Source organism: Sphingobium sp. YBL2, from assembly GCF_000943805.1.
Classification (GTDB): Bacteria; Pseudomonadota; Alphaproteobacteria; order Sphingomonadales; family Sphingomonadaceae; genus Sphingobium; species Sphingobium fuliginis.
Window position 1 is genome coordinate 1,791,284 of record NZ_CP010954.1, and the last position, 23,313, is coordinate 1,814,596.

23 protein-coding genes are annotated in these 23,313 nt (G+C 65.1%); 11 read left to right on the forward strand and 12 right to left on the reverse strand.

Translation table 11 applies throughout. The features are described from left to right. Positions 1-256: 256 nt before the first annotated feature. Positions 257-817 (reverse strand): 2OG-Fe(II) oxygenase, encoded by a 561-nt coding sequence (locus TZ53_RS08275; RefSeq protein WP_025550470.1) that lies wholly within the window; start codon positions 815-817, stop codon positions 257-259. Between the two features lie 47 nt (positions 818-864). Then, a complete protein-coding gene (locus tag TZ53_RS08280; protein WP_238320149.1) occupies positions 865-2,559 on the reverse strand; it encodes a ShlB/FhaC/HecB family hemolysin secretion/activation protein in 1,695 nt (564 codons plus the stop codon). Between the two features lie 449 nt (positions 2,560-3,008). Between TZ53_RS08280 and TZ53_RS08285 the strand changes: the two genes are divergently transcribed. From TZ53_RS08285 to TZ53_RS08295, 3 genes are all read left to right on the forward strand, one after another. Continuing rightward, a complete protein-coding gene (locus TZ53_RS08285) occupies positions 3,009-3,284 on the forward strand; it encodes an HU family DNA-binding protein (RefSeq protein WP_007684484.1) in 276 nt (91 codons plus the stop codon). A 760-nt stretch (positions 3,285-4,044) separates the two neighbouring features. Next, on the forward strand, positions 4,045-4,917 hold the full coding sequence (locus tag TZ53_RS08290; protein WP_037483436.1) for a MucR family transcriptional regulator: 873 nt from the start codon (positions 4,045-4,047) through the stop codon (positions 4,915-4,917). Positions 4,918-6,073: 1,156 nt separating this feature from the next. Further along, the gene (locus TZ53_RS08295; protein ID WP_044661011.1) at positions 6,074-7,003 is read left to right on the forward strand and encodes a hypothetical protein; all 930 of its coding nucleotides are present in this window, start codon (positions 6,074-6,076) and stop codon (positions 7,001-7,003) included. A gap of 798 nt (positions 7,004-7,801) precedes the next feature. Here the strand turns inward: TZ53_RS08295 and TZ53_RS08300 are convergent. After that, positions 7,802-8,989 (reverse strand): replication initiator protein A, encoded by a 1,188-nt coding sequence (locus TZ53_RS08300; RefSeq protein WP_025552294.1) that lies wholly within the window; start codon positions 8,987-8,989, stop codon positions 7,802-7,804. A gap of 129 nt (positions 8,990-9,118) precedes the next feature. On the opposite strand from TZ53_RS08300, the gene TZ53_RS26705 reads away from it, so the two are divergent. Continuing rightward, complete coding sequence (locus TZ53_RS26705; RefSeq protein ID WP_157009793.1) at positions 9,119-9,286, forward strand: hypothetical protein; 168 nt, start codon at positions 9,119-9,121, stop codon at positions 9,284-9,286. Positions 9,287-9,377: 91 nt separating this feature from the next. On the opposite strand, the gene TZ53_RS08305 is transcribed toward TZ53_RS26705, so the two are convergent. Further along, positions 9,378-10,487, reverse strand: coding sequence for a ParB/RepB/Spo0J family partition protein (locus TZ53_RS08305; protein ID WP_044661012.1), 1,110 nt, complete (start codon positions 10,485-10,487; stop codon positions 9,378-9,380). Positions 10,488-10,540: 53 nt separating this feature from the next. Next, positions 10,541-11,737, reverse strand: a complete 1,197-nt coding sequence (locus tag TZ53_RS08310) for an AAA family ATPase (RefSeq protein WP_013054122.1) — start codon at positions 11,735-11,737, stop codon at positions 10,541-10,543. Positions 11,738-11,936: 199 nt separating this feature from the next. On the opposite strand from TZ53_RS08310, the gene TZ53_RS08315 reads away from it, so the two are divergent. Further along, on the forward strand, positions 11,937-13,277 hold the full coding sequence (locus tag TZ53_RS08315; protein WP_025551434.1) for an anti-phage deoxyguanosine triphosphatase: 1,341 nt from the start codon (positions 11,937-11,939) through the stop codon (positions 13,275-13,277). Positions 13,278-13,408: 131 nt separating this feature from the next. Here the strand turns inward: TZ53_RS08315 and TZ53_RS08320 are convergent, their stop codons facing one another. The 3 genes from TZ53_RS08320 to TZ53_RS08330 all read right to left on the reverse strand — a co-directional run bounded on the left by TZ53_RS08320 (position 13,409) and on the right by TZ53_RS08330 (position 16,573). Further along, a complete protein-coding gene (locus TZ53_RS08320) occupies positions 13,409-14,986 on the reverse strand; it encodes a glycoside hydrolase family 16 protein (protein ID WP_025551435.1) in 1,578 nt (525 codons plus the stop codon). 414 nt (positions 14,987-15,400) lie between these two features. Further along, positions 15,401-16,237 carry a TIGR00266 family protein gene (locus TZ53_RS08325; RefSeq protein WP_025551437.1) on the reverse strand — a complete coding sequence of 279 codons (837 nt, stop codon included), beginning with the start codon at positions 16,235-16,237 and terminating at the stop codon, positions 15,401-15,403. Between the two features lie 120 nt (positions 16,238-16,357). Then, the gene (locus TZ53_RS08330) at positions 16,358-16,573 is read right to left on the reverse strand and encodes a hypothetical protein (RefSeq protein WP_025551439.1); all 216 of its coding nucleotides are present in this window, start codon (positions 16,571-16,573) and stop codon (positions 16,358-16,360) included. Positions 16,574-16,826: 253 nt separating this feature from the next. Between TZ53_RS08330 and TZ53_RS08335 the strand changes: the two genes are divergently transcribed. After that, a complete protein-coding gene (locus TZ53_RS08335; protein ID WP_025551441.1) occupies positions 16,827-17,492 on the forward strand; it encodes a TetR/AcrR family transcriptional regulator in 666 nt (221 codons plus the stop codon). A gap of 5 nt (positions 17,493-17,497) precedes the next feature. On the opposite strand, the gene TZ53_RS08340 is transcribed toward TZ53_RS08335, so the two are convergent. From TZ53_RS08340 to TZ53_RS08355, 4 genes are all read right to left on the reverse strand, one after another. Next, entirely contained in the window at positions 17,498-17,755 is a 258-nt protein-coding gene (locus TZ53_RS08340) for a hypothetical protein (protein WP_044661013.1), read from the reverse strand. A 130-nt stretch (positions 17,756-17,885) separates the two neighbouring features. Further along, positions 17,886-18,305, reverse strand: coding sequence for a PaaI family thioesterase (locus TZ53_RS08345; protein ID WP_226870507.1), 420 nt, complete (start codon positions 18,303-18,305; stop codon positions 17,886-17,888). A gap of 31 nt (positions 18,306-18,336) precedes the next feature. Beyond that, positions 18,337-19,518, reverse strand: a complete 1,182-nt coding sequence (locus TZ53_RS08350) for a thiolase family protein (RefSeq protein ID WP_025551447.1) — start codon at positions 19,516-19,518, stop codon at positions 18,337-18,339. 162 nt (positions 19,519-19,680) lie between these two features. Beyond that, complete coding sequence (locus TZ53_RS08355; RefSeq protein ID WP_044661014.1) at positions 19,681-20,610, reverse strand: 3-keto-5-aminohexanoate cleavage protein; 930 nt, start codon at positions 20,608-20,610, stop codon at positions 19,681-19,683. A gap of 196 nt (positions 20,611-20,806) precedes the next feature. On the opposite strand from TZ53_RS08355, the gene TZ53_RS26710 reads away from it, so the two are divergent. The 5 genes from TZ53_RS26710 to TZ53_RS08375 all read left to right on the forward strand — a co-directional run bounded on the left by TZ53_RS26710 (position 20,807) and on the right by TZ53_RS08375 (position 23,311). After that, entirely contained in the window at positions 20,807-21,517 is a 711-nt protein-coding gene (locus tag TZ53_RS26710; RefSeq protein ID WP_025551449.1) for a GntR family transcriptional regulator, read from the forward strand. A gap of 69 nt (positions 21,518-21,586) precedes the next feature. Continuing rightward, entirely contained in the window at positions 21,587-21,877 is a 291-nt protein-coding gene (locus TZ53_RS08365; protein WP_044661015.1) for a DUF1330 domain-containing protein, read from the forward strand. A gap of 62 nt (positions 21,878-21,939) precedes the next feature. Further along, the gene (locus TZ53_RS26715) at positions 21,940-22,098 is read left to right on the forward strand and encodes a hypothetical protein (protein WP_157009794.1); all 159 of its coding nucleotides are present in this window, start codon (positions 21,940-21,942) and stop codon (positions 22,096-22,098) included. Between the two features lie 144 nt (positions 22,099-22,242). Next, a complete protein-coding gene (locus TZ53_RS08370) occupies positions 22,243-22,545 on the forward strand; it encodes a hypothetical protein (protein WP_025551453.1) in 303 nt (100 codons plus the stop codon). An 82-nt stretch (positions 22,546-22,627) separates the two neighbouring features. After that, positions 22,628-23,311 (forward strand): hypothetical protein, encoded by a 684-nt coding sequence (locus TZ53_RS08375; RefSeq protein WP_025551455.1) that lies wholly within the window; start codon positions 22,628-22,630, stop codon positions 23,309-23,311. Positions 23,312-23,313 lie beyond the last annotated feature (2 nt).

Sequence of the window (23,313 nt, forward strand, 5' to 3'; positions counted from 1 at the left end):
GCTGCGGTCGGCGCGCATCCATGCGGGCCGCGCCGATCGTGGTTCGATCGCCGGAAGATCAGAGATCGGAGGATCGGACCGTCAGCGGCGGCTTAGAGCCAATCGACATTCAGATGATGACGAGCCGAGCCGAAGGCCACCGAAGGTAAAAGGGTGGTTTTCCGTGACCCGGAGCGCAGCCTACTCAAGGTAGGTAAGCACCGGAAGCACGGAAAAGCGTCATTTGCAGGCCGTCAGGGCTGAATGTCGATTGGCTCTAGCGCCACCGGGGCCCTTCGATCCAGCTCACCAGGCTGCGGCGGACGCCTCTGGTCACCGGCAGGACGCGATGCTGGAGGAAGGAGGGGAAGATCAGCATGCTGCCGCGTGGCGCGAAATTGACGCCCGGCTGCTGAAGGCCGAAAAATTCGAAGGCGCCGCCCTCATACTCATCCGGGTCGGACAGTTGCACCACCACCGACAGCTTGCGGTCGAAGGGGCGGGAGGATTCCAGCCACACATCCTGATGCCAGTCATATTTGCCCTGAGCCCGCCCATGATATTCGGTATATTGCAGTTCATAGGGGCCGGCGATGTCGATCCCGAAATTGGTGCGGTTGGAAGAATGGACGAACTGCATCAGCCGGTCGACAATGTCCTTGTCGCGATGAACGTCCAGCCAGCTTATGGTGGACGAGCGATATGCATGATCGCTGCGCACCGCCTGCGCGAAGCCGACGGTCGCGCTTTCCGGCTGATAGAGCGCCGCGCGCTTGACGATGGCGTCGCATTCGGCCCCGGTCAGGGCCGAGGGCCATACCTCCCACACATTGTTCATGTCTTGCTTCCCATTTTCTTGTTTTTGCGTATTCGCAAAAGGACGGATCAAAATGCCCGCCCCACCCCGAAGAAAAACCGCGCCTTGCGGCTGAGGGTCGGGTCGGGCCGCTTGACCGGCACGGCCACTTCCGCGCTGACCCGCCATTTCGCGCCCAGGCCCAGCCGCAGCCCGCCCCCCGCCGATGCAAGGCTGTAGTCCCGCGCCGCGAGGCGGTAGGCGGGCCGCGCCGTGCCATGCGCCAGCGCACCGTCAAGCGCGACGAACAGCGCGCTGGCCTTCAGCACAGGCGACCGGGCGGGCAGCGACCAAGAGAGTTCGGCGCTGCCGGCAAGGGCCTGTTCCGCCGTCAGCGTTCCGGTGCGAAAGGCCATGCCCGCGCCCCGGCCGCCCAGCGGAAAGCGCTCCGTCACCGGAAGATCGTCTTTCGAATATTGGCCCTTGACCGAAGTCCGGAGGCTGAGCCTGCTGCTGATCCCCTTCACTGCGATGGCCTGAACATTGACCTTGGTGAAGCCGGTTTCGGAAAAGCCGGTGAAGGGCCGGGCGCCCAGCGCGTCGATCCCCTGGCTGACGACCGTGGAAACCGCATAGCCGTTCCTTGCGTCGGCGCGGGACCAGGAGGCCCCCAGGCGCAGCGCCCGCGACCGGTAATCCCCGAAGCGGATGTCGAGGAAATAATTGTCGCTGTCGATGCCGTCGAGGGACGCCGTGACGGACAGTTGGGACTTTGTCGACCGCAGCACGGGATAGCTGAGCGTCAGGCCGGCCAATGTCGCCTCACCCGTCGTCCTGCTGTCGCGCGAACGGGTTTCGACATGGGCGGCCTGCGCGGCCAGGGTCAGGCCATTGCTGCCGATGGGCGTGCTGTGGCTGAGCGAATAATATTGATAGCGGTCGGGATAGAAGGGCAGGTAGCCGGCGATGCGCGTGCTGTCGCCTTCGCGCGCAAGGCCGTTGACCGTGACCGACATCTGCGCCTGCACGCCCTGCACGACATTGCTGACCCCGCTATTGTCGATCGTGAGGCCGATCTGCACCTGCTTGCGCTTGACGATGAGGTCGATCAGGAGATCGCCGGGCGCGCCCGACTGGCGCAGCCGGGCGTCGACCGTCTGCCCCGGAATGTCGCGCAGCAGCGCCAATGTCCGTTCCAGACGGCTCCTGCGCAGCGGCGCGTCCCGCATCAGCCGGCGCATATGCGCGGCGATCAGCCCGGCGGGCATGCTGGGCGACATGCCCGCGAGGCGATAATCCCTGACCCGCCCCTCGACCAGACGGACGGTCAGGACGCCGCCGCCAGGCAGCTGGGGCGGAATGGAGACGGAATAGAAGGCGATGTCGCTCTTCGCATAGGTCGCACTGATCGCATGAGCGATGGCCTGGAGCGTTTCACCGGTCAGCGGCCGACCGATAAAGGGGGAAGTGGCGGCATCGAGCCGGGATTTGGGCAGCGTCGTTCCGCTATAGATAAGCCGCGTCAGCAGCGTCTGGGCCGCGGAGGAAGCCGCGGGCGCGACCTGGACCGAGGGCGCCGGGCGCGGCGCGGCGACAGGCGGAGGCGCGATCTGCGGTTCGAGCCGGTCGGTGCGGTCGCGGTCGATGATCGGGGCGGCGCTTTGCTGGCCGGGCGCTGCGTCCTGCGCCGCCGCAGGGACCGCCAGCATCAGCCCGAGGCCCACCACGACCGCCCGCGCCGCGCGCCTGCACCACCCCATCCCCGCCATGCTCTGCCGCCACATCGTCCCACGCCATTCCGGCCGCAAGGGGCCGCCGTGCAGGAAGGATGGGAGAAAATGACGCGGCCTTCATCTGCAACCGCGACCGGATCGGTTCTATCCGCAAGCTTTTGTAAAAGGGCTGCGCCGGGCCAAAGTCCCGCCCTTGGCGGTCCACCCCCGGCACGGCGCGGGCGGGGCGCGCGACAATTGCGACCATTTTGGCGGAACAGCCGCCCGGAGGGCCCTTTTCACGGGCGAAATGCCTGCTCGTGTGGCGGATCGGAACCCGGGCGGAGGAGTTGCCGCCGGCGGGAAAGGCGGCCCGAAGGCTCCGGTCGGGGTCATTTTCCCATCCGAAAGCGCCAATAACGCGATTTTACTGCCGATTTTCGCTGTTCGCCGGTCGCAAAGGGGCTAGTTGAGTGCGAAGAGACAGGTTAAGACCATCCGTCCACGAAAGGGAGATCATCATGAACAATACTGAACTCGCCGAAGCACTGGCCGCCGACCATGGCCTGACCAAGGCCGACGCGCGCAAATATGTCGACGGCGTCTTCTCCGCCATCGCCGGTGCCGCCGCGAAGGGCGAGGAAGTTTCGCTGAACGGATTTGGCAAGTTCAAGGTCAAGGACCAGCCCGCTCGCGAAGGCCGCAATCCGTCGACCGGCGCCGTGATCCAGATCGCCGCCTCGAAGAAGCTGACCTTTACCCCGGCCAAGGCCGTGAAGGACCAGCTGAACGGCTGAAGACGATCTTCGGCGGCCGCGCCTGGCCGCCCAAGTCTTCATCGATGCAAGATCGGAAGGATCGGCCCGGACGAACGGGCCGCCATCCCTTCCTTGATCGAATGGCGCGCCCCTGTCGTACCGGCGGGGCGCGCGCCAGTCTGGCGGGATGGACCCCCGCCCTGCCCTTTTCAGACATATGCGCGATCTTTGCCGGGTGCGTCGCACGCGGCATGGACGTTCGTCGCGAAGCGTTCGCCCTGAACGATGCGCCGTCCGTGGCAGGGCATTCCGACATGGTGCGATATGAAGCCGGCGCCGGGAATTGCGCGCAACGCAATCACATCGCCGCGCTTCGCATTTGCCATTGGAAGTCCGGCGCGCCATTTGGCGGGTGCCTTTCAGGCATCCTCTCCTAAACTCAGTAGGCCGGTCGAAAGACCGGCCTTTTTTTTTGTGCAGAACAGGTTTCGCTGTCGACAAATATTGTCGCCCGCCGGTCGAACACTGGTACTGGGCAGGCGAATATAGATGAGCGCCCTGCCTATGCTGTTCAAGGCGCCCTGCCTTCGCGCCGTTGACTGGCGAATGATATGGCGAAGATGGTTCCACCCCGGCGGACGGAATTGCGCGGTCAGGCTGTCCCATCTCGAAACAAAATGAGCTTGTTTGTTCCTGTTCGACAGCATGCGGACGGGCTGTCAAGTCGTTTCGGATTTACATTTAACGCAAAACCGCGCAAAAGGCCGCTTCTATTACTCAAAGATGGGAAGCGGGGCCAATGTCTGAAAACAACCAGCCTGACATCACGACGCTCACTGTTCAGCTGGTGAGTGCCTTTGTCTCCAACAATAATGTAGCGAGCGAAGGTCTTGCCGACCTCATTCGGACCACGCGTCTGGCCTTGACTGATGATCTTGCCGCAAAGCCCCAGGAGGAGGCGGCGCCGACTTACACGCCGGCCGTGTCGGTCCGCAAAAGCCTGTCTTCGCCCGAACATATTCTGAGCATGATCGACGGCAAGCCGTACAAGACGCTGAAGCGCCACCTGGCCAGCCATGGCCTGTCGCCCAATGACTATCGCGAACGCTATGGCCTGCCGAAGTCCTATCCGCTGGTCGCGCCCAACTATTCGGAAGCGCGGCGCGCCGTCGCGACGAAGCTTGGCCTTGGCCGCAAGCCGGTGAATGCCAAGAAGCCGGCCGAAGCGGCTCCGAAGGCGGCCGCTGCTCCCAAGGCTGCGCCTGCAACGGCAGCACCTGCAAAGGCAGCGCCTGCCAAGCCGGCGGCGGCCAAGGCCCCTGCGAAGACGTCCGCTCCCAAGCCTGCGGAAGCGAAAGCCCCGGCGGCAAAGGCCCCTGAGGCAAAGGCGCCCGCAACGAAGCCTGCCGAGGCGAAGCCGGTTGCTGCCAAGGCGCCCGCCGCCAAGGCTCCGGCTGCCAAGCCCGCCGCATCGCGCAAGCGCCTCTCCATCGCTACGCCATCGGCGCCCGCGCCGAAGAAGGACGCTGCCGCTCCGGCTGCTGCCAAGCCTGCGGAAAAGGCAGCGGCGGGAAGCAAGGCGGCAACGCCTGCCAAGGCGCCCGCCAAGGCCGCTCCCAAGAAAAAGCCGGCAGCCAAGTCCGCCAAGGCGCCTGTGGCCGAAAAAGCCTGATTGTACGTCTGGCCGGTTCGGACGATCCGGACCGCCGACCAAGATCACGCCCCGAACGACGCAAATGTCGTTCGGGGCGTTTTCCTTTCAAGGATGCGGCCGATGAGGGCTGGACTTTATTGATGGCGGCGGGGTCAAGGCTATCGGAAAATCGCGCTGTGCAATCGCAATTACCGGGAGGCGGCGAGAATGGTGGCAGCGGCTTGAACTGTTGATCTATCCATCTCCATTACCACAATTGAGACGCCCTTGCCTTGCGATGCAATGTTCGAGCTTTGCCAGCAATGCAAGATGATCCGATGGGTGAAAGTCTTCGCTGGATGATATCGCTCCGTGCCTCTCGGGATAACGGGCTCTTCGATTGGGATGCCCTATAATGGTCATGGACGGGCTTTGGTCGTGCCTGACTCCGTTTTGCGATTGTCAAAGGCCGGATGCCGGTGAAGATTGCTGCACTGGATCATGAATATATCCCATGATCCTCTGCGGGGACTTTCAGTTGTCCGGTCGATCAGGCGGTGCCCTTGCCTGCTCCCGTCGGGGGCGATCGAATATAGGCCGGGCGTGTTGCGGCATCCGTTCCTGTTCCTTTGATATGATGATGAGTTTCTCCGCAGCAGGTCATCGTGGGGTGAATCGATGCCGCCCTATCCATCGCGTGCGGCTCTATGACGTTCGCGATCCCCAGCAGGATAGGAGCTACGGCAGCCGGCGCATTGTTCCTGTGGGACGGGAGAACAGATCGATGGGCCTAGTGCCTAAAATTTGGGCAGGCTGGGAAGCTCTCTGAAAGGCAAAGGGCGGTGTCGATGAGCTTGTCTATATTTGACTGCCCACCGGTGCCTGACGGGCTTCCCAGGGCAAAATAGCACTATTTCCTCTTTTGTTCCCGTTTTGCGGATCGGTTGGATGCCCTCCCCTTTCGCCTTTACCCGACGGACGTGTCCGAGAGGGGCGTCGTCTTATTTCAGGGCTTTTGTTCGGGTCCCCACTTTGGATGTTCGATTGACGCTGGCGGGCGTTACTGCATTATGGCATAAGAAAGAGCGTGGCCATTCGCCGTCGATCAGACGGAGCAGCTGCCTTCCCCACCATCATAGCATATACAACCAACTCGCCTCTTTGGTTGTAGTCCATCTTGCGCTATCCATGGGAAATGCAGGATTTTTCAGCTTCGCCGGATCATGCCCTGCTTCTTCTCGGGCGGCTCGACGGGCGGCTTTGCAACAGCCCGGCGACCGATGTCTGGCTGGCCAGGGCAAGGCTGAAGGGCGCCTCCATGCTGTCGGGCTTTGCCGGCGTGCCGGTGTCGGTTGCGGAGCTTCAGAACTGGATTTGCGGGCGGACGCCGCCGCCGCGCCATAGCGAGGGGCTCAACGATCCGCTTTCCGTCGCCGCGCTCTTCCATTTTGCGCTGTCGGCAGGCGATGACCGGGACCCGGTCGCGCGCGCGACCCTCAACATCTCCCGCACCTTGCTTGACGACCGCAAGGAGGTGGGATTGTGGGCGCCCGAGGATCTGGTCCGCTTCGGCCCGGCGTGGCGCATGGCCCAGATGCTGCTGGACGCCCCCTACACTGCCGGCACCCTGCCGGCGGTCGCGCAGCGGCTGATCGATGCGAGGGGGAGCCTCGATACGCCCGTCACCGAGGGGCATCTGGTGACGACGGCCGACGGGCGGCAATGGCGCATCGATCCGCGACGGTTTGATATGGGCTGGGTGCTTGCCTGCCACCTTCCCGGCGCCTTCGTGGCGGCGGGGCTCAGCCTGCGTCACCTGCCCTGCCTTGTCGGGTTGCCGCGCTTCCTGCCGGACGATGCCGCTTCTTTGGCGGGAGAGATTGCCGCCATGGTCGCGCGCCAGGCGGCGCAGGGGTTGATAGAACTGGATCGGCTGGAGGCGAAGCTGGCTCGGCTGCCGGTGGAACTGGAGGTGACGCGGCGGAGCAAGGCCCCGTTGCTGATGCGGCTTGAGCTGGCCTATCCGGGGCTGAGCAAGATGGCGGTCGCGCGGCTGCTGGGCGTTTCGCACCAGGGCGCGACGAAACTGGTAGCGCAGGTCGAAAGACTGACAGGGCGGCATTAGACGGCGCTGCCCAAGGCTTCTCATCCAGTTTCTTGCCAAAAATATGTCTCGCCCAGGTTATAAGGTTTCTAGGAAAGTTAAAGAGTTACTGGGCGGGGATGCGGGAGGCGAATCGCCATAAGAGCACGAGTCGGCGTTGGATCGCTGTTCCCATAGGATCGTTGGTCCGTTCCTATAGTGTCGACGCTGGCGTTCCTGAAATGTCGGGGAAACGTTCCTAAAGGGGCGAAGGGTGTTCCCGGAGTGTCGAAGCATGCGATTTGCTGTTGTCGGTGGGTGGGGGATTGAATCATATTGGAGGGGGGTGTTGGAAAGGACGTTCAAATTCCGGGGCGGATTGAGGTCCGCTATCGGGGTGTTTGACGGGTTGTCCTTTCCCATCAGCGCTACCCGACACTTCGGGAACGCCCTCCCCGGCATTTCGGCGTTGCATGGGCATGGGGTGCGTCGGCTGAATTGCAGGGTCGGGATATGGCGCGAGTTTTGGGCCGGTTTTGGTCAAGCGGTTTGGCCTTTTGGGATGCGGCTCGGCATCGCAGGGCCGGTTTTCTGCTTGAAAGGATGTGACGACCTGCGTCCGGTTAATGCAGCGCGCTCTGGAGCGATTTCCAGGCGACCGGTTCCGAATCTGGCGGGAATCGCGGAAGACGGGGAATGTGGAGCGGCGACCTGATGGAATCGGAGCGAAACCCGCTCTGGAGCGCGCTGCGTTAAATCATACGCAGGCCGCGCGCTCCAGGCTTTTGTTGTCGTATCCTTTTAAGCGCAAAACCGGTTCCCGCTTTTGCGCACGATGCTCTAGAGGCGGTGGCGGTTCTTCTCGTGGAAGCGGCGGACGAAGCCGATGAACGCCTTCTGATAATTGACAGGCGTGCGGGTGGGGTCGGCTTCGAGCCAGTCGCGAAACTCCTGATGGAGCGTCTGATAGTCCCAGCCGGGATAGTCGGCGCGCAGGGTCGCCATGGTCGCGTCCGTGATCTCCCCGGCGCTGGCCTTGGCGGACATTCCGGCCAGGGTCCGGCGGATCATGCTGCCGGCATCGACCAGCATGTCGGCGTCGGTTGGTGCGGGGGACGGCGTTGTCTTGGGAGGGGTGGATTGCGAGGCCGTCGCCGGTCGGCGGGCGACGGTTGCCGGGAGCGGATCGGCCTGGGGGCGGCGGCGCATGCGGAGCGACGGTTCACGCTTGCCGTCGGGCTGTTCCAGTTCGACCGTATAGCCGGGCAGGGGATCGCGTTCGGCGATCTTGGCGATTTCGAATTTGAAGCGGCGATAGGCGCCTTCGGCCCCAGACTTTTCGAAGAGGGTGGGCATGGAGATGGCGAAGCCCCCCTCCCCTGCCCCGCCGGCATGTTTGCGCGCGACCTTGTAGAGCCAGCGTTCGCGGCCGCCGGTCAGGTCGAAATAGGCGCGGTCGATGCTGAGCACCCCGCCCTGCATCAGCACGCCTTCATAGAACCAGTTGCTGAGTTCGATGGTCATGCCGCGGGAGCGTTCGGTGCGTTCGTCGACCAGTTGGGTCCAGCCGTCGAGCCAGCTGAAGGTCGCTTCGCGGCGGTTTTCGGCGCGGATGTTGGTCTTGATCGTGGTGGAGACGAGCCGGTCGAGCGACTGGCCGAGCAGTTCATAGGCGCGGCCGGTCGTCGGGCGGTGGATGGCGCGCAGCAGGTCATAGGGCATGAGGTGCAGCTTGCGCGGGATGTCGTTGAGGCCGCGGCGCGCCATGTCGGCCAGGACGGAGGCGCAGTAGATCAGTATGTCGGCATCCCAGATGGTGGCCATGCCATAGTCCGGATTGGCCGAGACATGGACCCAGGCCTTGCCGTCGGGGGAGGTGTAGTCGATCGGCTTGACCCGCTTGGACTTGGCGAGGCTGAAGAAGGGGCGCTCCATCATCTCGCGCTGGTCGCGCAGGGGCATGTCCGCGATATAGGGGAGGAAGAGTTCGAACTGGTCGGTGATCTCGGTCCTGGAAGCGCGGGTCATGGGCGGGTCCTGAAGATGAGCGTCAGCCCATGGTGTGATGCGGCAGAGGAGGGGAGGGGCGCGCGGGGGCTATTCCAAGAACGTTCCGGAGAATGGACGGGAGTTATGGAATGAGGGGCGCATGTCGGGATGGGAGCCGATGCGTGGCTGCGGCCGTGCGGCGACCAGGCCAAGCTGGCGGCGCTGGCCGGGGATGCCGGCGAGGGCGGGCTGGTGGCCGGGGGGATGGGGGATCGGCTGTTTCCCCGGGGAAACAGCGGACGTGTTTCCCATGGGGCGGCGGGGACAAGGGGCTGATGTTTCCCCGGGGAAACGGGGGGCAGGGCGGAAGCCGCCGGTTCGACCGGCCTTTCGCTTCCGTCATATGTCCTGTGCCCCCCGCTTTCCATCAGCGCTGGAGCCCCATGCCCTGCCGTTCGAGATGTTCGAGCGTGTCGCGCAGCGCGGTGGCGAGCGTTTCCATGTCCGCGCCCGAACCGGCGTGGAGGCGGATGGTGACGCCCTGGCGGTTGACCGACTGGACCGTCAGCGCCGGACGGCCATAGTGGGTGGTCCAGGTGAAGGGTTCTTCCCTGGGGGCCGACTGGGCGGCGCGGGGGGCGTCGAGCAGGCGTTTGAGCACATCCGAGGCCGGGATGGGCGCGGCGCCCGCCGACCGCAGCGCGCGCTGTTCGGAGGCGAGGCGGTTCGCCTCCGCGCGGATGGCGGGCGCGCCCTTGGGGTCGTCGAGCGATTGGGCCAGCGCATAGGCGGGCTTCAACTGGACGTCGGCCGGGGAGGCGAAGGCGTCGATCACCGCGTCCTCGATGCCCGCCACCTTGATCATCTTGCTGAGCCATCCCTTGGAGAGCTTCAGCCGTTCGGCCATGCGGGTCAGGTGGCTGCCATAATGGGCCTTGAGCGCATCGGCATAGTTGCGCGCGCGTTCGAGGTCCGAGACGTCCTTGCGGGCGCGGTTTTCGAGGTCGGCGAGGCGGAAGGCGGCCTCATCGTCGAGCTGGGCGACCTGCGCCACGAACATCATGTCGGAATAGCTGTTGGCGCGCAGCCAGCTGATCGACCAGTGGCGGCGGGTGCCGGCGATCACCTCATAATCATGATCGGGATCGCCCTCTATCCGGCGGACCACGGCGGGCACCTTCTGCCCGCCCTCCGCGATGATCGAGTCGATCAGTTCGCGGCAATTTTCCTCATTGAGATGCGCATAGAGGCGGGCATTGCCGCTCCAGATCCGGACTTTCGCCGGGTCGAGCAGCAATTGCGTGACCTGCCGCACCTCGCCCGAGGCCAGGCGGGCAAGGGCGGATTCGCGGCCGAGCAGGGTGGTGCCGCGGGCGCGATCCTGGCGCGGCGCGGCCGGGCCAGAGGAGGGGGAGGAGGAGGGGGAGAGGGGCGATGCGGGCGGGCCTGCCTCCTCCGGCTCGACGGGCGTTGCCGCTGCCGCCTCGGGCTCGTCGGAGAGAAGGGCGGCCAGATAGTCGGATTGCTTACGCGCCATGGCATTCCCTTTCGGCAAACCGGGAACATATCATGAACATGCGGAAAGGGGCTTCATGCCGCATTGACGATGTCCTCTTCCCGCGCAGGGGCGACGCGGCCCCAGCCCTGACGCACCAGCGCCTCGATCTGGCCCATGGCCTCGTCCAGATTGGCGCGGCAGCGCTTGTGGGTGCGCGGCGTGCCGATCGGCTTTTCCAGTTCATAGACGGTCATCATGCGCAGCGCGGCATGGCTGATTTCCGCGCTGTCGAGGATCGGAATGGGCAGGAGAGCCGGGCCGAAGCTCTGTTCCATGATCGCGCGGACCATCGAATGGCTGGGATCGTTGCTGTCGAATTTCGAGCAGAGCAGGCGGACGAACTGATAGTCGACCTCTATCCCCGCCTGCTGCAGCTGGCCGATCACCTGATCCATCATCGAGAGGAACTGGACGGTCGAGCAGAAGTCGGGCGTGGTCGCGGCCAGCGGCACCAGCAGGGCATTGGCCGCCTGCATCACGGCGAGGCTGATCGTGCCCAGCGCCGGCGGCGGATCGAGCAGCACCACGTCATAATGGCGGGCAAGGTCCATCAGGCCCTGCTTCAGCTTGCGGAAGCGCGCCGCAAGGACGGAGCCGCCGTCGCTGCCCGCCGCCGCCAGCTCATATTCCACGTCGAACAGTTCGAGATTGGATGGGATGAGGTCGACATTGGGCCAGGCGGTGTGCTTGACCGCGTAGAGCAGGTCGACCTGCGTCGGGTCGATGGAGAGATAGGGGTAGAGCGTTTCTTCCCGCTGGATGTTGAAATGCGGGTTGAAGCCGAACAGCGTGGTGGTGGTGGCCTGGCTGTCGCAGTCGACCACCAGCACGCGATAGCCCTGCACCGCGAAATAATGGGCGAGATGGGTGGTGACGGTCGACTTGCCGACGCCGCCCTTGAAATTCTGCACCGCGATGATGGCGGGAATGTCCAAGGGGGCGCGTTCGGGCGAGGCGCCCAGCACCTGCCGCATGTTCAGCAGTTCCTCCACCTTGTAGCCGGGGCGGCGGCCGTTTTCGGTCGGCGGGGCAGGGGGAAGGCGTCCGTCCTCCTCCGCCATGCGGATGCGATTCGTGGAGCAGCCGAGCAGTTGCGCGGCTTCAGCGATGCCGAAGCGGATGTTGAGTTCCTTGCGGCTATCCGGCAGAAAAGCCTTGCGCCGCAGGCGTTCGACCATCTTTTCGCCGGCCTCCGCCAGATCGCCGATCTGGGTTACCACTGCGTTCATTCCTGCCCTCTTGCGCGAAGTTGAAGCTTGTTTGGGATAGATGTGGCATAAATAGTTCAAATAGGCAAATGAGGGCGGGGTGGGATGAGGATCGGCATGGAGGAAGCAGCATGAACCGGTTTTCCTGCGCCTGCGCGGGAGAAGCGGCCTATATTCCGGCCAAGCGACAGGCGGTCGGGATTCGCCGGAGAAGAGTGGCATGAACTGGTATGAACGGCAGGAAAACTGGCAGGCGCAGAGCGAGGACGCCCGCAATGAAGCGGATGTCGACTATGCGCGGGTCATCCATTCCGCGTCCTTCCGCCGCCTGCAGGGCAAGACGCAGATCCTGAACCTGGGCGACAGCGATTTCTATCGCACGCGGCTGACCCATTCGCTGGAGGTCGCGCAGATCGCGGGCGGCATAGCGCGGCAGTTGCGGCAGGATTTCCCCGACCACCCGGCGATCCCGCATCTGCCCGACCACAGCCTGATCCAGGCCATCGGCTTCACCCATGACTTGGGCCATCCGCCCTTCGGCCATGGCGGGGAAGTCGCGCTGAATTACTGCATGCGGCAGGCGGGCGGGTTCGAGGGCAATGGCCAGACGCTGCGCATCCTGGCCCGGCTGGAGAAATTTTCGGCCGGGGCGGGGGCCAATCTCATGCGGCGGACGCTGCTGGGCGTGCTCAAATATCCGGTCCCCTATGCGCAGGCCTGCAATCCCGCCTGCGCGCCCCGGCTGAGCGGCAGGCCTTCTTCCATCCGCATCATCGACCGGGCCGCCAGCAAGCCGCCCAAATGCTATCTCGATACGGAGCGGCAGGCGGTGCAATGGATATTGGCGCCCTTGTCGAGCGCCGACCGGGAGGCGTTCACGGCGATCGAGCCGCAGGTCGGCAGGCACCACCGGGCGATCCACAAATCCTTCGATTGCAGCATCATGGACGTGGCCGACGACATCGGCTTCGGCGTCCATGACCTGGAGGATGCGCTGGCGCTGCGCCTGATCGGGGAGGAGGCCTTTCGCAGGCTGGTGCCGGAGGAGGAATGCGCGTCCTTCCTGGTCCACCTCAAGCGGAAATATCCCGGCGAATCCGAGAATAATGTCTATGAGCGGCTGGTCGGGACGCTGTTCGGCGAGGGCGGCGGGCGCAAGCGCTGCATCGGACGGATGGTGCATCACCTGATCACCCATTGCCGCATCGACACGCGGGAGGAGTTCGAGGAGCCGCTGGTCCGATACCGCGCGGGGATGCAGGAGGGGCCGGCGCGGTTCCTGGGCGCGCTGAGGAACGCGGTCTATCAGGAGGTGATCCGCAGCGCCGGGGTGCAGCAACTGGAGTTCAAGGGACAGAAGATGGTGGTGTCCGTCTTCGAGGCGCTGGCGTCGGAGCCGGAGACCCTGCTGCCGGCCGAGCAATGGGCGCTGGTGCGGGCGGGGGAGGAGGCGCCGCGGGTGATCTGCGACTATATCGCCGGGATGACCGACGGGGCCTTGCTGAAGGCCTATGACCGGCTGTTCAGTCCGCGCATGGGGTTGATCTTCGATCAGTTCTGAGGGGCGCGGTCTTCCCTATCCGTCGCATGCTCCCGCGCGGGGCGGGAGCATGAAGGCGGAGGGGTTGCCGAATATCCGTCGGGCCCGGAACGGGGGTGGGATGGTCGGGCCTGGCCGCGCGACGCCTTCGTTCAGCCCCCGTCCGCATAGACCTTGATGTCGCGGACGATCATGTCGCCGGTGCCGTCCGCATAGTCGCCGGTCGTCTTCACCGCGACGTTCATGATCGGGTACCAGCGGAAGCCGGCGAAGGGATTGACCGCCTGATAGGTCTCCTTCCCGTCGATGAACCAAGTGATATAGTCGGGCTGGATGTCGACGGCGAAGCTGTGGAAGCCCGTGGTGAAGCCGCCGATGCCGTAGACCTCTTCGGTGTTCATGAAGACGCCCTGCTGGAAGGTGCGGGTGATGTTGGCGCCGCCGTGCAGCGTGTTGGCGGTGTAGCGGTCGAAATCCCACCAGCTTTCGAAGCCGAACCCTTCGTAAATGTCGATTTCCGGCGGCCAGCCGGCGGTCGAGATCAGCCAGAAGGCGGGCCAGGAGCCGCGCCGGTTCGGCATCTTCGCGGTGAATTCATATTGGCCGTAGCCGATCTGCACCGGCCGGGTGTTGTGGCCGCTGAGCACGACCGCGCCATAGTCATAGGGGACGCCGTCCCAGGCGATGGGCTGCTTCAGCTTCTGCGTGTGCATGACGAGCCCATCGTCCGTGTAGCGCAGGGGCGCCTCTATGCCATAGTCGCGATAGACCCAGCCGTCGAGATAGATGCCGGTTTCCTGATTGCCCGGTTGCGAGCGGCCATTGGGCAGCTTGGTCGACCAGGCCTTGTCATGGCCGGCGTCGGACCATTTGAGGGTTTCGCGGCTCATCCTCCACTGGAGCGTGCCCGTGGGCTGGAAGGCGCGGGGTTCGCGCCCCGCGACCTGTTCCGCCGTCGGTTCCTGCTGGAAATCGCATTGGACGAAGGCGCGGTCGGTGCCCATCTTGCCGCCCCATGGAGCCTCCACGAAGCGGACGATGAAGTCGGCCTGCGGCACGCCGAGCAATATGGGGACGGAGACCGTCTTGGTCAGCGGGTCGCCGGGGCGGAAGATCACCGCCTTGTAGATGCTTCGATAGTTGATGCCCGCCACGCCGCGGACGAGGCCCGGTCCATCCTCCGTCATCACCCGCGCGATCACGGTGTTGGGCGTCGGGCGGTCGAGCGTGATCGGCACATAGGCGACGGTCGCGCCGGGGCGGTAGAAGGCGGGGCCGACCGACGCGGTCGCCTGTTCAGGGTAGCGGGTGCCGCCGGCGAAGTCGAAATTGGCGAAATCGCCTGCCTGCGCGGCGGTGGCGGCGGTGGAGAGGGCCAGCATGGTGCTGACCGGCGCCATCGGTCCGGCGGCGCGCCCGGCCGGGCCGCCGGTTCGGGCGGCGGCGGCGGTGGTGGGAAAGAGCGCGGCGGGATTGCTGCTGCCCAGCGCCGTGGTCCAGGGGCTGGGGGAGGGGCGGGAGAAGTCGATCTGTGGCGTCGGGTTGGCGGTCCGGCCGAAAAAGCCGTTGGTGAGGATGGAGGCGATGCCCGGCGGGTCTTTCGCCGCTGGCGTGGGCGCGGAGATTTTTTCCGTGTCGGCGGTGAGGGACAGGCCCCATTCGCTCATGCAGAATATGAGCACGCACGCGAACAGCACGCCCGCAAGCGGGCGAAGAGAGAAAATGCGCATGGTACGACCCCGTTGTTGAGCGGCCCTGTGCCGCCTTTGTTGAACCTCCTTCCCGGAACGGCGGATTGCCCCGGCGCCGTTGCGGGTTCGCAAGATGGTTGGTGCGGATTCGTCCGCTATGGCTTTGAATAATAACGGATTTTCATGGCCGTGAAAAGGCTGCGGACGTCATGTGTCGATGTTCATGCACATATCGGCTCAAGGGGGATGGCGGTCATGCGCGGGGGCGCGCCACCGGCGGGCCGGTTGTGCGGCGCGCCGATGGGGGGGCTTGCGGTGGGGTTTGGGGGTGGGGGGAAGAGCGGCGGACGGCTATGGCGCGCGATGGCTCAAATCGGGCGCGGGCCGCGCGCTGCGGGTTTCTGTCGCATCGGTTTGAGCGGAAAACCGGTTCCCACTTTTGCGCACGATGCTCTAATTATTGCCGCCGATCAGGTCGCCTAGGCCGCCGAGCACGGAGCCTTCGCCGCGATTCTGGCCGCCGCGGCTGCCCGCCGCCGCCAGCATGCGGCCGGCGAGGCGCGAGAAGGGCAGGGACTGTATCCACACCTTGCCCGGCCCGGTCAGGCGCGCGAAGAACAGGCCTTCGCCGCCGAACAGGATGCTGCGCACGCCGCCCGCGCGCTCCAAGTCGAAATCCACCGTGTCGGTATAGGCGGCGACGCAGCCGGTATCGACGTGAAGCTGTTCGCCGGGGGCCAGTTCGCGCTCCACGATGGTGCCGCCCATCTGGACGAACACCCAGCCGTCGCCCTCCAGCTTCTGCATGATGAAGCCTTCGCCGCCGAACAGGCCGGTCATGATCCGCTGCTGGAAATGGACGCCGATCGATACGCCCTTCGCGGCGGCGAGGAAGCTGTCCTTCTGGCAGATCAGCCGCCCGCCGACCTGGTCGAGGCGAATCGGCAGGATCGCGCCGGGGGTGGGGGAGGCGAAGGCGACCCGCGCCTTGCCCCGGCCATTATGGGTGAAGACGGTGGTGAACAGGCTTTCCCCCGTCACCAGCCGCTTTCCCGCGCCCAGCAGCTTGCCCATGAAGCTGCCGTCGCTGCCGCCGCTGCCGTCGCCGAAGACGGTGGTCATGCCGACGGCCGCGTCCTTCCAGACCAGGGCGCCGGCCTCCGCCACGGCGCTTTCGCCGGGATCGAGTTCTATTTCCAGAAATTGCAGTTCCTGGCCCTTGATCTCGAAATCGATGTCGTCGGCCAGGCCGGCTTGACGATGATGTTGCCAGGGACTGGGGTTCGGCATGGTCGCGGGCTCCTGAATGGTTCCGGCCGATCATAGCCGTTCCCGGCCGGGTTGGGCCAGTCTTTGCGTGTACGCAAAGCTCTGCCGGGGGAGCGTGGCCCGGAAGGCAGGCGCGCGGGATTACCGGTCGAAGATGATCTTCAGGCTCTTGATCAATCCGGAAGTCTCGCTGAATTCGAAGAGGTCGACAAGATCGGTGTCGATCCTGACATCGTCCTTGCGTACCCATTCATAGGCGAAATGGGCGGCCCAGCGGCCCGGCAGTTGGAGCCGACCTTGCAGAGCGGCTTCCGTCCGGGCAGCTTGTTGCTGGAGGTGGAGGTTTTCGGCTGCCATTCTGCCGATCTAGACGTTCGAGGCGGGGGCGGCGCGATCCGGCTGGTCAATGACACCGAATATCGGCTGGTCGCCTAATGTCTTCAATCCGATCTGGCCCGGATGCAACGATTGACAGCGGAGTAGGTCGCTCCTTGGGAAAACCCCTTGAACTGAACGGCCATAATATTATGTTGGCTGCAAACAGTCATTTGGGAAAGAGGCGCGTTTTTTCCTGTAAGCGGCTGTGGTCAGGTCACTTATGGGATTATGCATGAGATATCCAAGCGACCATAAGGCGCGTACGCGGGAGCGCATCCTGACGGAGGCTTCGCGGGCGATCCGTTGCCAGGGTATTGACCGGGTGGCGGTGGCGAATGTGATGTCCGCGGCCGGGCTTACCGTCGGCGGCTTCTATGCCCATTTCGCGTCCAAGGACGATCTGGTCGCCCATTCGGTCGAGCATATGTTCCACGAACGCTATGAGCGGTTCTTGGGCCTGCTGGATGTCGGAGAGCCCCGCGCGGCGATCGCCAAATTCTTCGACGGCTATCTGTCGATGACCCATCGCAGCCATCCGGAGACGGGGTGCCCGATCCCGTCGCTCACCAGCGAGCTGGCCCATCTTTCGGAGGATGGGCGTGGGCGGCTGAGCAATGGCATGCGCGGACTGATCGACGGCGTGACCCGGCTGCTGGAGCGCGCCGGGGTCGACGATCCCGAGGAGGCCGCGAACGCCGCCTTTTCCGAAGCGCTGGGCGCGCTGGTAATGGCGCGGATGACGACCGACCTGAAAACCGCGGAGAAAATCCTCCAGCGGGCGCGGAAATCCGTCAAGGAACGGCTGGGCGTCGCGGATGTCGATACCCGCATTCCCTTGCGTCGCCGCTTCGCCAACAGTTCAGAGGCGGAGTCGGGAAAGACCGAAACGAGCAACTGAAGAAGTCAGGGTGGCTTGCCTTCGCCTTCTTGGCCTTCTTGCTCCGCCAGATGGGAACTGCCCATCGGGGGAAGCTTTAGCCGCGGGAAGGCAATGGTCTCCACCGCGCCCGATTCCTTCCGGGTGATCGCCGCCACGCAGTGAAGTTCCGGCCCGCCCGCGATCCTCGCGTCATATTCCGCGAAGCTCCTGTTGCCGATCGCTTCATGATAGGTCGGACGCATATGGTCATAGGACGCGCCGGCCGCCTGGATCGTCCGCAATATCCTGTCGCGGCCGACAATCGGTTTGCGCGTGACCGTGGAGTGGAGGACGGACTGATCGTCCAGATCGTCGCGGAACGGATGCTTCGGTTCAGCATGCGATGCTCCTGAAAGATGGTGCGCCCCGCGTTCAGCGGGGAACGACGCAGGTGGACGTGCCGTGCGCGAAGATCCGGTTGTCGAGGCTTTCGATGCGTCCGTCCAACGCGACAAGGGACCGGCCGCGCGAGATGACGGTGCCGATCACCCGCATTTCCCCGATATTGGCGGGGATGGGCCGCAGGAACTTGACGCTGGTTTCATAGGTGGGGGCGAAACCGCCCTCGTCCAAGGTGGTTGCCGCCGCGAGGCCCATGGCGGAATCCAGCATGGTCAGCGCCCAGCCGCCATGGACGACGCCGCCAAGGTTGAGGAAGCGTTCGCCCGGCGTCGCCCTCAGCTCCACGCGCCCCATTTCGGGCGGAAGAAGGGTGAAGGGCACGGTATCGGCCATGGGCGGGCGGGGCAGTTCGCCCCGCGCCAGAGCGCTTATCGTATCGAAACCGTTCATGACCGATCTTTCCCCCGCATCCGTGCCGCCGTCACAGCGTTTCCAGTGCGAGCGCTATACCCTGGCCGCCGCCGATGCAAAGCGTGACAAGGCCCCGCCGCACGCCGTCCCGCTTCATCGAATGCAGCAGCCGGGTCGTCAGCACCGCGCCGGTCGCGCCGATGGCATGGCCATGGGCGATCGCGCCGCCCTCCACATTGACGATGTCCTCCGGCAGGCCGAGTTCCTTGATGATGGCCAGGGGTACGGCGGCGAAGGCTTCGTTGATCTCGAACCGCTCCACGTCCGGCAGCTTCCAGCCGGCGCGTTCGACCGCCTTCACCACGGCAGGGACCGGCGCGAGGCCGAAGAGGCCCGGCTCCAGCGCGGCGACGGCGTAGGAGACGATCCGGCCCGCCGGTTCGACGCCGTTCGCCTCGGCCCAGGCGCGGGTGGCGACCAGCATCGCGGATGCGCCGCTGTTGAGGCCGGGGGCATTGCCGGCGGTGATCGTGCCGTCCGGGCGGAAGGCGGGCTTCAGCCGGGCCAGTCCCTCCAGCGTCGTATCGGCGCGGGGCGCCTCGTCGCTGGCGAAGCTGACGTCGCCCTTGCGGCCCTTGATGGTGACGGGGGCGATCTCCGCCGCGAACCGGCCTTCCGACTGCGCCTGCACGAAGCGCTTCTGCGAGCGTTCGGCCCAGCGGTCCTGCGCATCCCGCGAAATCTGGGAGCGGGTGACGAGATCCTCCGTATGCCAGCCGGAATGCTGGCCGGAAAAGGCGTCGTTCAGGCCGTCATGCAGCATGGAATCGATGATCGCGGCGTCGCCCATGCGATAACCCCAGCGGCCGCCGGTCATCAGATAAGGCGCGCGGTCCATATTCTCCATGCCGCCGGCGATGGCGACGTCGTGCAGGCCAAGCTGCACTTCCTGCGCGGCGGTCACGATCGCCTGCGCGCCCGATCCGCAGACCCGGTTGACGGTGAGGGCGGGGACCGAGACCGGCAGCCCGGCGTGGATCGCCGCCTGGCGCGCCGGGTTCATCCTGTTGCCGGCCTGGATCACATTGCCCATGGTGACCGCGCCGACGGCATCCGGCGACAGCCCTGCGCGGCGCACGGTTTCCCGGATGGCGACGGCGCCCAGTTCGGCCGCCGGCACGTCCTTGAGCGTGCCGTTATAGCTCCCGATCGGGGTGCGGACGGGATGGGCGAGGATGATTTCCGCGGTCACTCTGGCATTTCCTTCTCTTGTCGTCCGCACCGGTAGCGGCGGACCATCACATGATGTCTATAATATCATTGATCGTGATCGTCGCCTGTCTTTTCAAGGGCGGGGCGCGAATCGAGCCACGGATTCCGGGCCGGCCGATCCGGCGCTATCGACGCGCGGGCATCAGAAGGCGACCTTGTCCCCGCCCTTGAGGCCGAGCCGGGCGCGCGCTTCATCGGCGGTCGCTATCTCCAGGCCCAGATCTTCGATGATCGCGCGCACCTTGCGCACCTGTTCGGCATTGCTGGAGGCGAGCCGCCCCTGGGCGATGTTCAGATTGTCCTCCAGCCCCACGCGCACATGGCCGCCCATCAGCGCCGCTTGCGTCGCGAGCGGCATCTGATGGCGTCCCGCGCCCAGCACCGACCAGTGATAATCCTGTCCGAACAGGCGATCGGCGGTCCGCTTCATGAAGAGGAGGTTGTCGACCTCCGCCCCGATCCCTCCCAATATGCCGAAGATGAACTGGATGAAGACCGGCGGCTTGAAGAAGCCGCGGTCGATGCAATGCGCCAGATTGTACAGATGACCGACGTCATAGCATTCATGTTCGAACTTCACGTCATGGGCATCGCCCAGCGCATGGGCGATCTTGCCGATGTCGCGGAAGGTGTTGCGGAAGATATAATCGTCCGATTCCCGCAGATAGGGCTCCTCCCAGTCATGCTTCCATTGCCGGTAGCGATCCGCCATCGGATAGAGCGCGAAATTCATGCTGCCCATGTTGAGCGAGCACATTTCGGGCGACGCCAGCAGCGGCGCGGCCAGGCGCTGCTCGACCGTCATGGTGAGGCTGCCGCCCGTGGTGATGTTGCAGATGGCGTCGCAGCCCTGCCTGATGCGCGGCAGGAATTCCATGAACAGGGCGGGGTCCGCCGAGGGTCGGCCGTCCCTGGGATCGCGCGCATGGAGATGGAGGATGGCGGCGCCGGCCTCCGCCGCCTCTATCGCCTGTTCCGCGATTTCGGACGGCGTGACCGGCAGCGCGTCCGACATGGTCGGCGTGTGGATGGAGCCGGTGACGGCGCAGGAGATGATGACCTTGTCTTTCATGCTTGATCCCGATTCCAGCCGACGAGTGGTCGGCCATGTCATGCCATTTGCCCGTTCGCGGTCCCGGCCCGAAACCGGCCCCGGGGGAGGCGGGCGGTCGCGCGGACGATGTGCGAGTATTGTCCATGAGTCAACAGAAAGTGCACTTTTTGTTGTAACGGTTGTAGATGGGGGAAAAGTGAACTATCAAGGGCGAATGGCAGAGAAATCACCGGCGCCCAGCCGCACCCACCGCGTTTACGAGCAGATCCGGTCCCGGCTGCTGAACGGCGCGCTTCCGCCCGGTCAGAAGCTCGTCATTTCCGACCTGTGCGAGAATCTGGGGGCGAACCAGAGCGCGGTGCGCGAGGCGCTGGCGCGGGTCACCGCAGAAGGGCTGGTCACCGCCGAACCGCAGCGCGGCTTCCGCGTGAGCGAGATCGCGGCCGAGGACCTGCATCATCTGACGGATGTGCGCCTGTTGATCGAGGAGCCCTGCATCCGCTCCGCCATCGCGAACGCCACCATCGCCTGGGAAAAGGGGATCGTCGCGGCGCTGCACGGCCTGCTGCGGACGCCGCGCAACGACGATGACGGCAAGGTGACGCAGGAATGGGCGGACGCGCACCACGCCTTCCATCACGCGCTGGTCGCCACATGCGACAATCCCTGGCTGCTCCGGGTGCGCGACATGCTGCTGCTGCAGAGCGAGCGCTATCGCTGGCTCTCCATCTCCTCGCCGTCCAAGCGTTCGAATCTGGAGAAGGAATATAGCAAGCTGGCCGACGCCTTTCTGGCGCATGACGCCGATCTGGCGATCAAGCTGATGCGCGAACATTATCTGATGACGACGAAGATCGTGCTGGGCAAGGACCAGAAGCCTGCCCGGACCCGCAAGGCCTCCGCCAAGGTGACGGAAGGGGCGTAGGGGATTGCGGCCGGGCGCGCTTCCCGCCCTGCCGCCCCCGCGCATGACAGGAAGAGGAGAGGACCGTCCATGCCCGCTTATGTCGTCATGATCCGCGACCGGCTGAACGATGCCGGGGAGATGGCCGCCTATGCCGCGCTGGCGGTCAAGGCGCGGGGGGAAAAGCCGGCCCGGCGGCTCGCCTTCTATGGGGAGCATGATGCGGTGGAAGGGCCCGATCCCGACGGCGTCGCCATATTGGAGTTCGACGATCTGGATGCGGCGCGGGCCTGGTACCACTCGCCCGCTTATCAGGAAGCATTGCAGCATCGGCTTGCCGGTGCGGAATATCGCGTGATCCTGGTCGACGGCGCTCGCTGAAGCGCCGCAAGGCACGCCCGCCAAGAGGCGCGCCGGACAGGACTTATTGTGGGAGGATGCCGATGAAGGACAAGTCGCATATTTTCCGCGCGCTTTTCCCGGGGGGCTGGCAGGCGGTGCGGTCGCTGGAAAGCCTGCTCGCCGGCTATGGCGACATCATGCTGCTGCTGGGGGAGGAGGAACGGCCCCGGAAATGGCGGCGGCCGGGCGCGCGCCGCTGACGAAATCCCGCGCCCCCGGTTGGCCCACCCGGGCAGTCCCATCCATTCACCCGAGCGGATGCACAGCCGGACAGAATCCCATTGTCCGGAATCCGGCGCTCGGCTTGGGACGGGGACGGTTCGTTAACTATAAGGAGAATGGAGATGTCGCGGTCTTTCACGAAATTCGCGCCTCTGGCGGTGATTTTGGTGGGTTCGCTGGCGCTGGGGGGCTGTGCCACCAAGGGCTTCGTGCGGGAACAGGTCGCCGCCGTGAACCAGCGCGTCGATGCGCTCGACTCGCGCCTGCAGGCGACGGACGCCACCGCGAAATCGGCGCTGGCGGAGGCGCAGGCGGCATCCGGCCAGGCGCAGAACAATGGCCAGCGGCTGGACCAGATCAATGCCCGCGTCGACGGCATCGAGCAGCGCATGCAGGAAAATCAGCGCAAGCGGCCGCGCAACTGACGCCCGGAACGGGGCCGAATCCGGTGTTCCCGCGCCGGCGTCCGTCCTGGGCGCCGGCGCTTTCCTTCGAGTGCATTGAGCGATGATCCCACTGTTCCTGGCGCTGGCGGTGCTTGCGCCGGCCATTCCCGCGACGGAGGGCGTCCGGGCGGCGGAGCCGGCGAAACCGCAGGCGGACATGCCGCAGGAGGCGGGAGCGAAGCTGTCCGGGGAAGCGGCGCGCGTGGCCGACTGGATCGCCGCGTCCCGCGACAATGGCGCGCTGCCCTATATCATCGTCGACAAGAAGGCGGCGGTTCTCTCGCTCTATGACGCCAGCGGGAAATCGCTGGGTCATGCGCCGGTCCTGATCGGCGTGGCCGTCGGGGACGAGGCGAGCCCCGGCATCGGATCGAAGAATCTGGCGGAGATCGGCCCGGCGGAAAAGACGACGCCCGCCGGGCGCTTCCTGGCGAAATTCGGGCTGGCGGCGGGGCGGCAGAAGGTGCTGTGGGTCGATTATGCCACGTCGGTGGCGCTGCACCCCATTCCCAAGGGCGCGCCGAAAAGGGAACGCCGCCGCGAGCGGATGCTCTCGCCCACCGGCGACGACAATCGCATCACCTTCGGCTGCATCAACCTGCCCACCGCCTTTTACGGCAAGAACGTCAGCCCGCTGTTCCGGAAAAAGGGCGGCTATGTCTATGTGCTGCCCGACACCAAGCCGCTGGAAGCGGTTTTCCCCCGGTTGCGGGTGCAGGCGGCGATGAATGGCGGCGGGGGTTGAGC

Coding starts and splice junctions, on each gene's coding strand:
- TZ53_RS08305 (WP_044661012.1), bottom strand. CDS start 10,487: ATGGCGCGTAAGCAATCCGACTATCTGGCCGCCCTTCTCTCCGACGAG.
- TZ53_RS08300 (WP_025552294.1), bottom strand. CDS start 8,989: ATGACCCGCGCTTCCAGGACCGAGATCACCGACCAGTTCGAACTCTTC.
- TZ53_RS08275 (WP_025550470.1), bottom strand. CDS start 817: ATGAACAATGTGTGGGAGGTATGGCCCTCGGCCCTGACCGGGGCCGAA.
- TZ53_RS08370 (WP_025551453.1), top strand. CDS start 22,243: ATGTCGCGGTCTTTCACGAAATTCGCGCCTCTGGCGGTGATTTTGGTG.
- TZ53_RS08280 (WP_238320149.1), bottom strand. CDS start 2,559: ATGTGGCGGCAGAGCATGGCGGGGATGGGGTGGTGCAGGCGCGCGGCG.
- TZ53_RS08355 (WP_044661014.1), bottom strand. CDS start 20,610: ATGAAAGACAAGGTCATCATCTCCTGCGCCGTCACCGGCTCCATCCAC.
- TZ53_RS08365 (WP_044661015.1), top strand. CDS start 21,587: ATGCCCGCTTATGTCGTCATGATCCGCGACCGGCTGAACGATGCCGGG.
- TZ53_RS26710 (WP_025551449.1), top strand. CDS start 20,807: ATGGCAGAGAAATCACCGGCGCCCAGCCGCACCCACCGCGTTTACGAG.
- TZ53_RS08295 (WP_044661011.1), top strand. CDS start 6,074: ATGCAGGATTTTTCAGCTTCGCCGGATCATGCCCTGCTTCTTCTCGGG.
- TZ53_RS08310 (WP_013054122.1), bottom strand. CDS start 11,737: ATGAACGCAGTGGTAACCCAGATCGGCGATCTGGCGGAGGCCGGCGAA.
- TZ53_RS08335 (WP_025551441.1), top strand. CDS start 16,827: ATGAGATATCCAAGCGACCATAAGGCGCGTACGCGGGAGCGCATCCTG.
- TZ53_RS08290 (WP_037483436.1), top strand. CDS start 4,045: ATGTCTGAAAACAACCAGCCTGACATCACGACGCTCACTGTTCAGCTG.
- TZ53_RS26705 (WP_157009793.1), top strand. CDS start 9,119: ATGGGAGCCGATGCGTGGCTGCGGCCGTGCGGCGACCAGGCCAAGCTG.
- TZ53_RS08315 (WP_025551434.1), top strand. CDS start 11,937: ATGAACTGGTATGAACGGCAGGAAAACTGGCAGGCGCAGAGCGAGGAC.
- TZ53_RS08330 (WP_025551439.1), bottom strand. CDS start 16,573: ATGGCAGCCGAAAACCTCCACCTCCAGCAACAAGCTGCCCGGACGGAA.
- TZ53_RS26715 (WP_157009794.1), top strand. CDS start 21,940: ATGAAGGACAAGTCGCATATTTTCCGCGCGCTTTTCCCGGGGGGCTGG.
- TZ53_RS08345 (WP_226870507.1), bottom strand. CDS start 18,305: ATGAACGGTTTCGATACGATAAGCGCTCTGGCGCGGGGCGAACTGCCC.
- TZ53_RS08285 (WP_007684484.1), top strand. CDS start 3,009: ATGAACAATACTGAACTCGCCGAAGCACTGGCCGCCGACCATGGCCTG.
- TZ53_RS08375 (WP_025551455.1), top strand. CDS start 22,628: ATGATCCCACTGTTCCTGGCGCTGGCGGTGCTTGCGCCGGCCATTCCC.
- TZ53_RS08325 (WP_025551437.1), bottom strand. CDS start 16,237: ATGCCGAACCCCAGTCCCTGGCAACATCATCGTCAAGCCGGCCTGGCC.
- TZ53_RS08320 (WP_025551435.1), bottom strand. CDS start 14,986: ATGCGCATTTTCTCTCTTCGCCCGCTTGCGGGCGTGCTGTTCGCGTGC.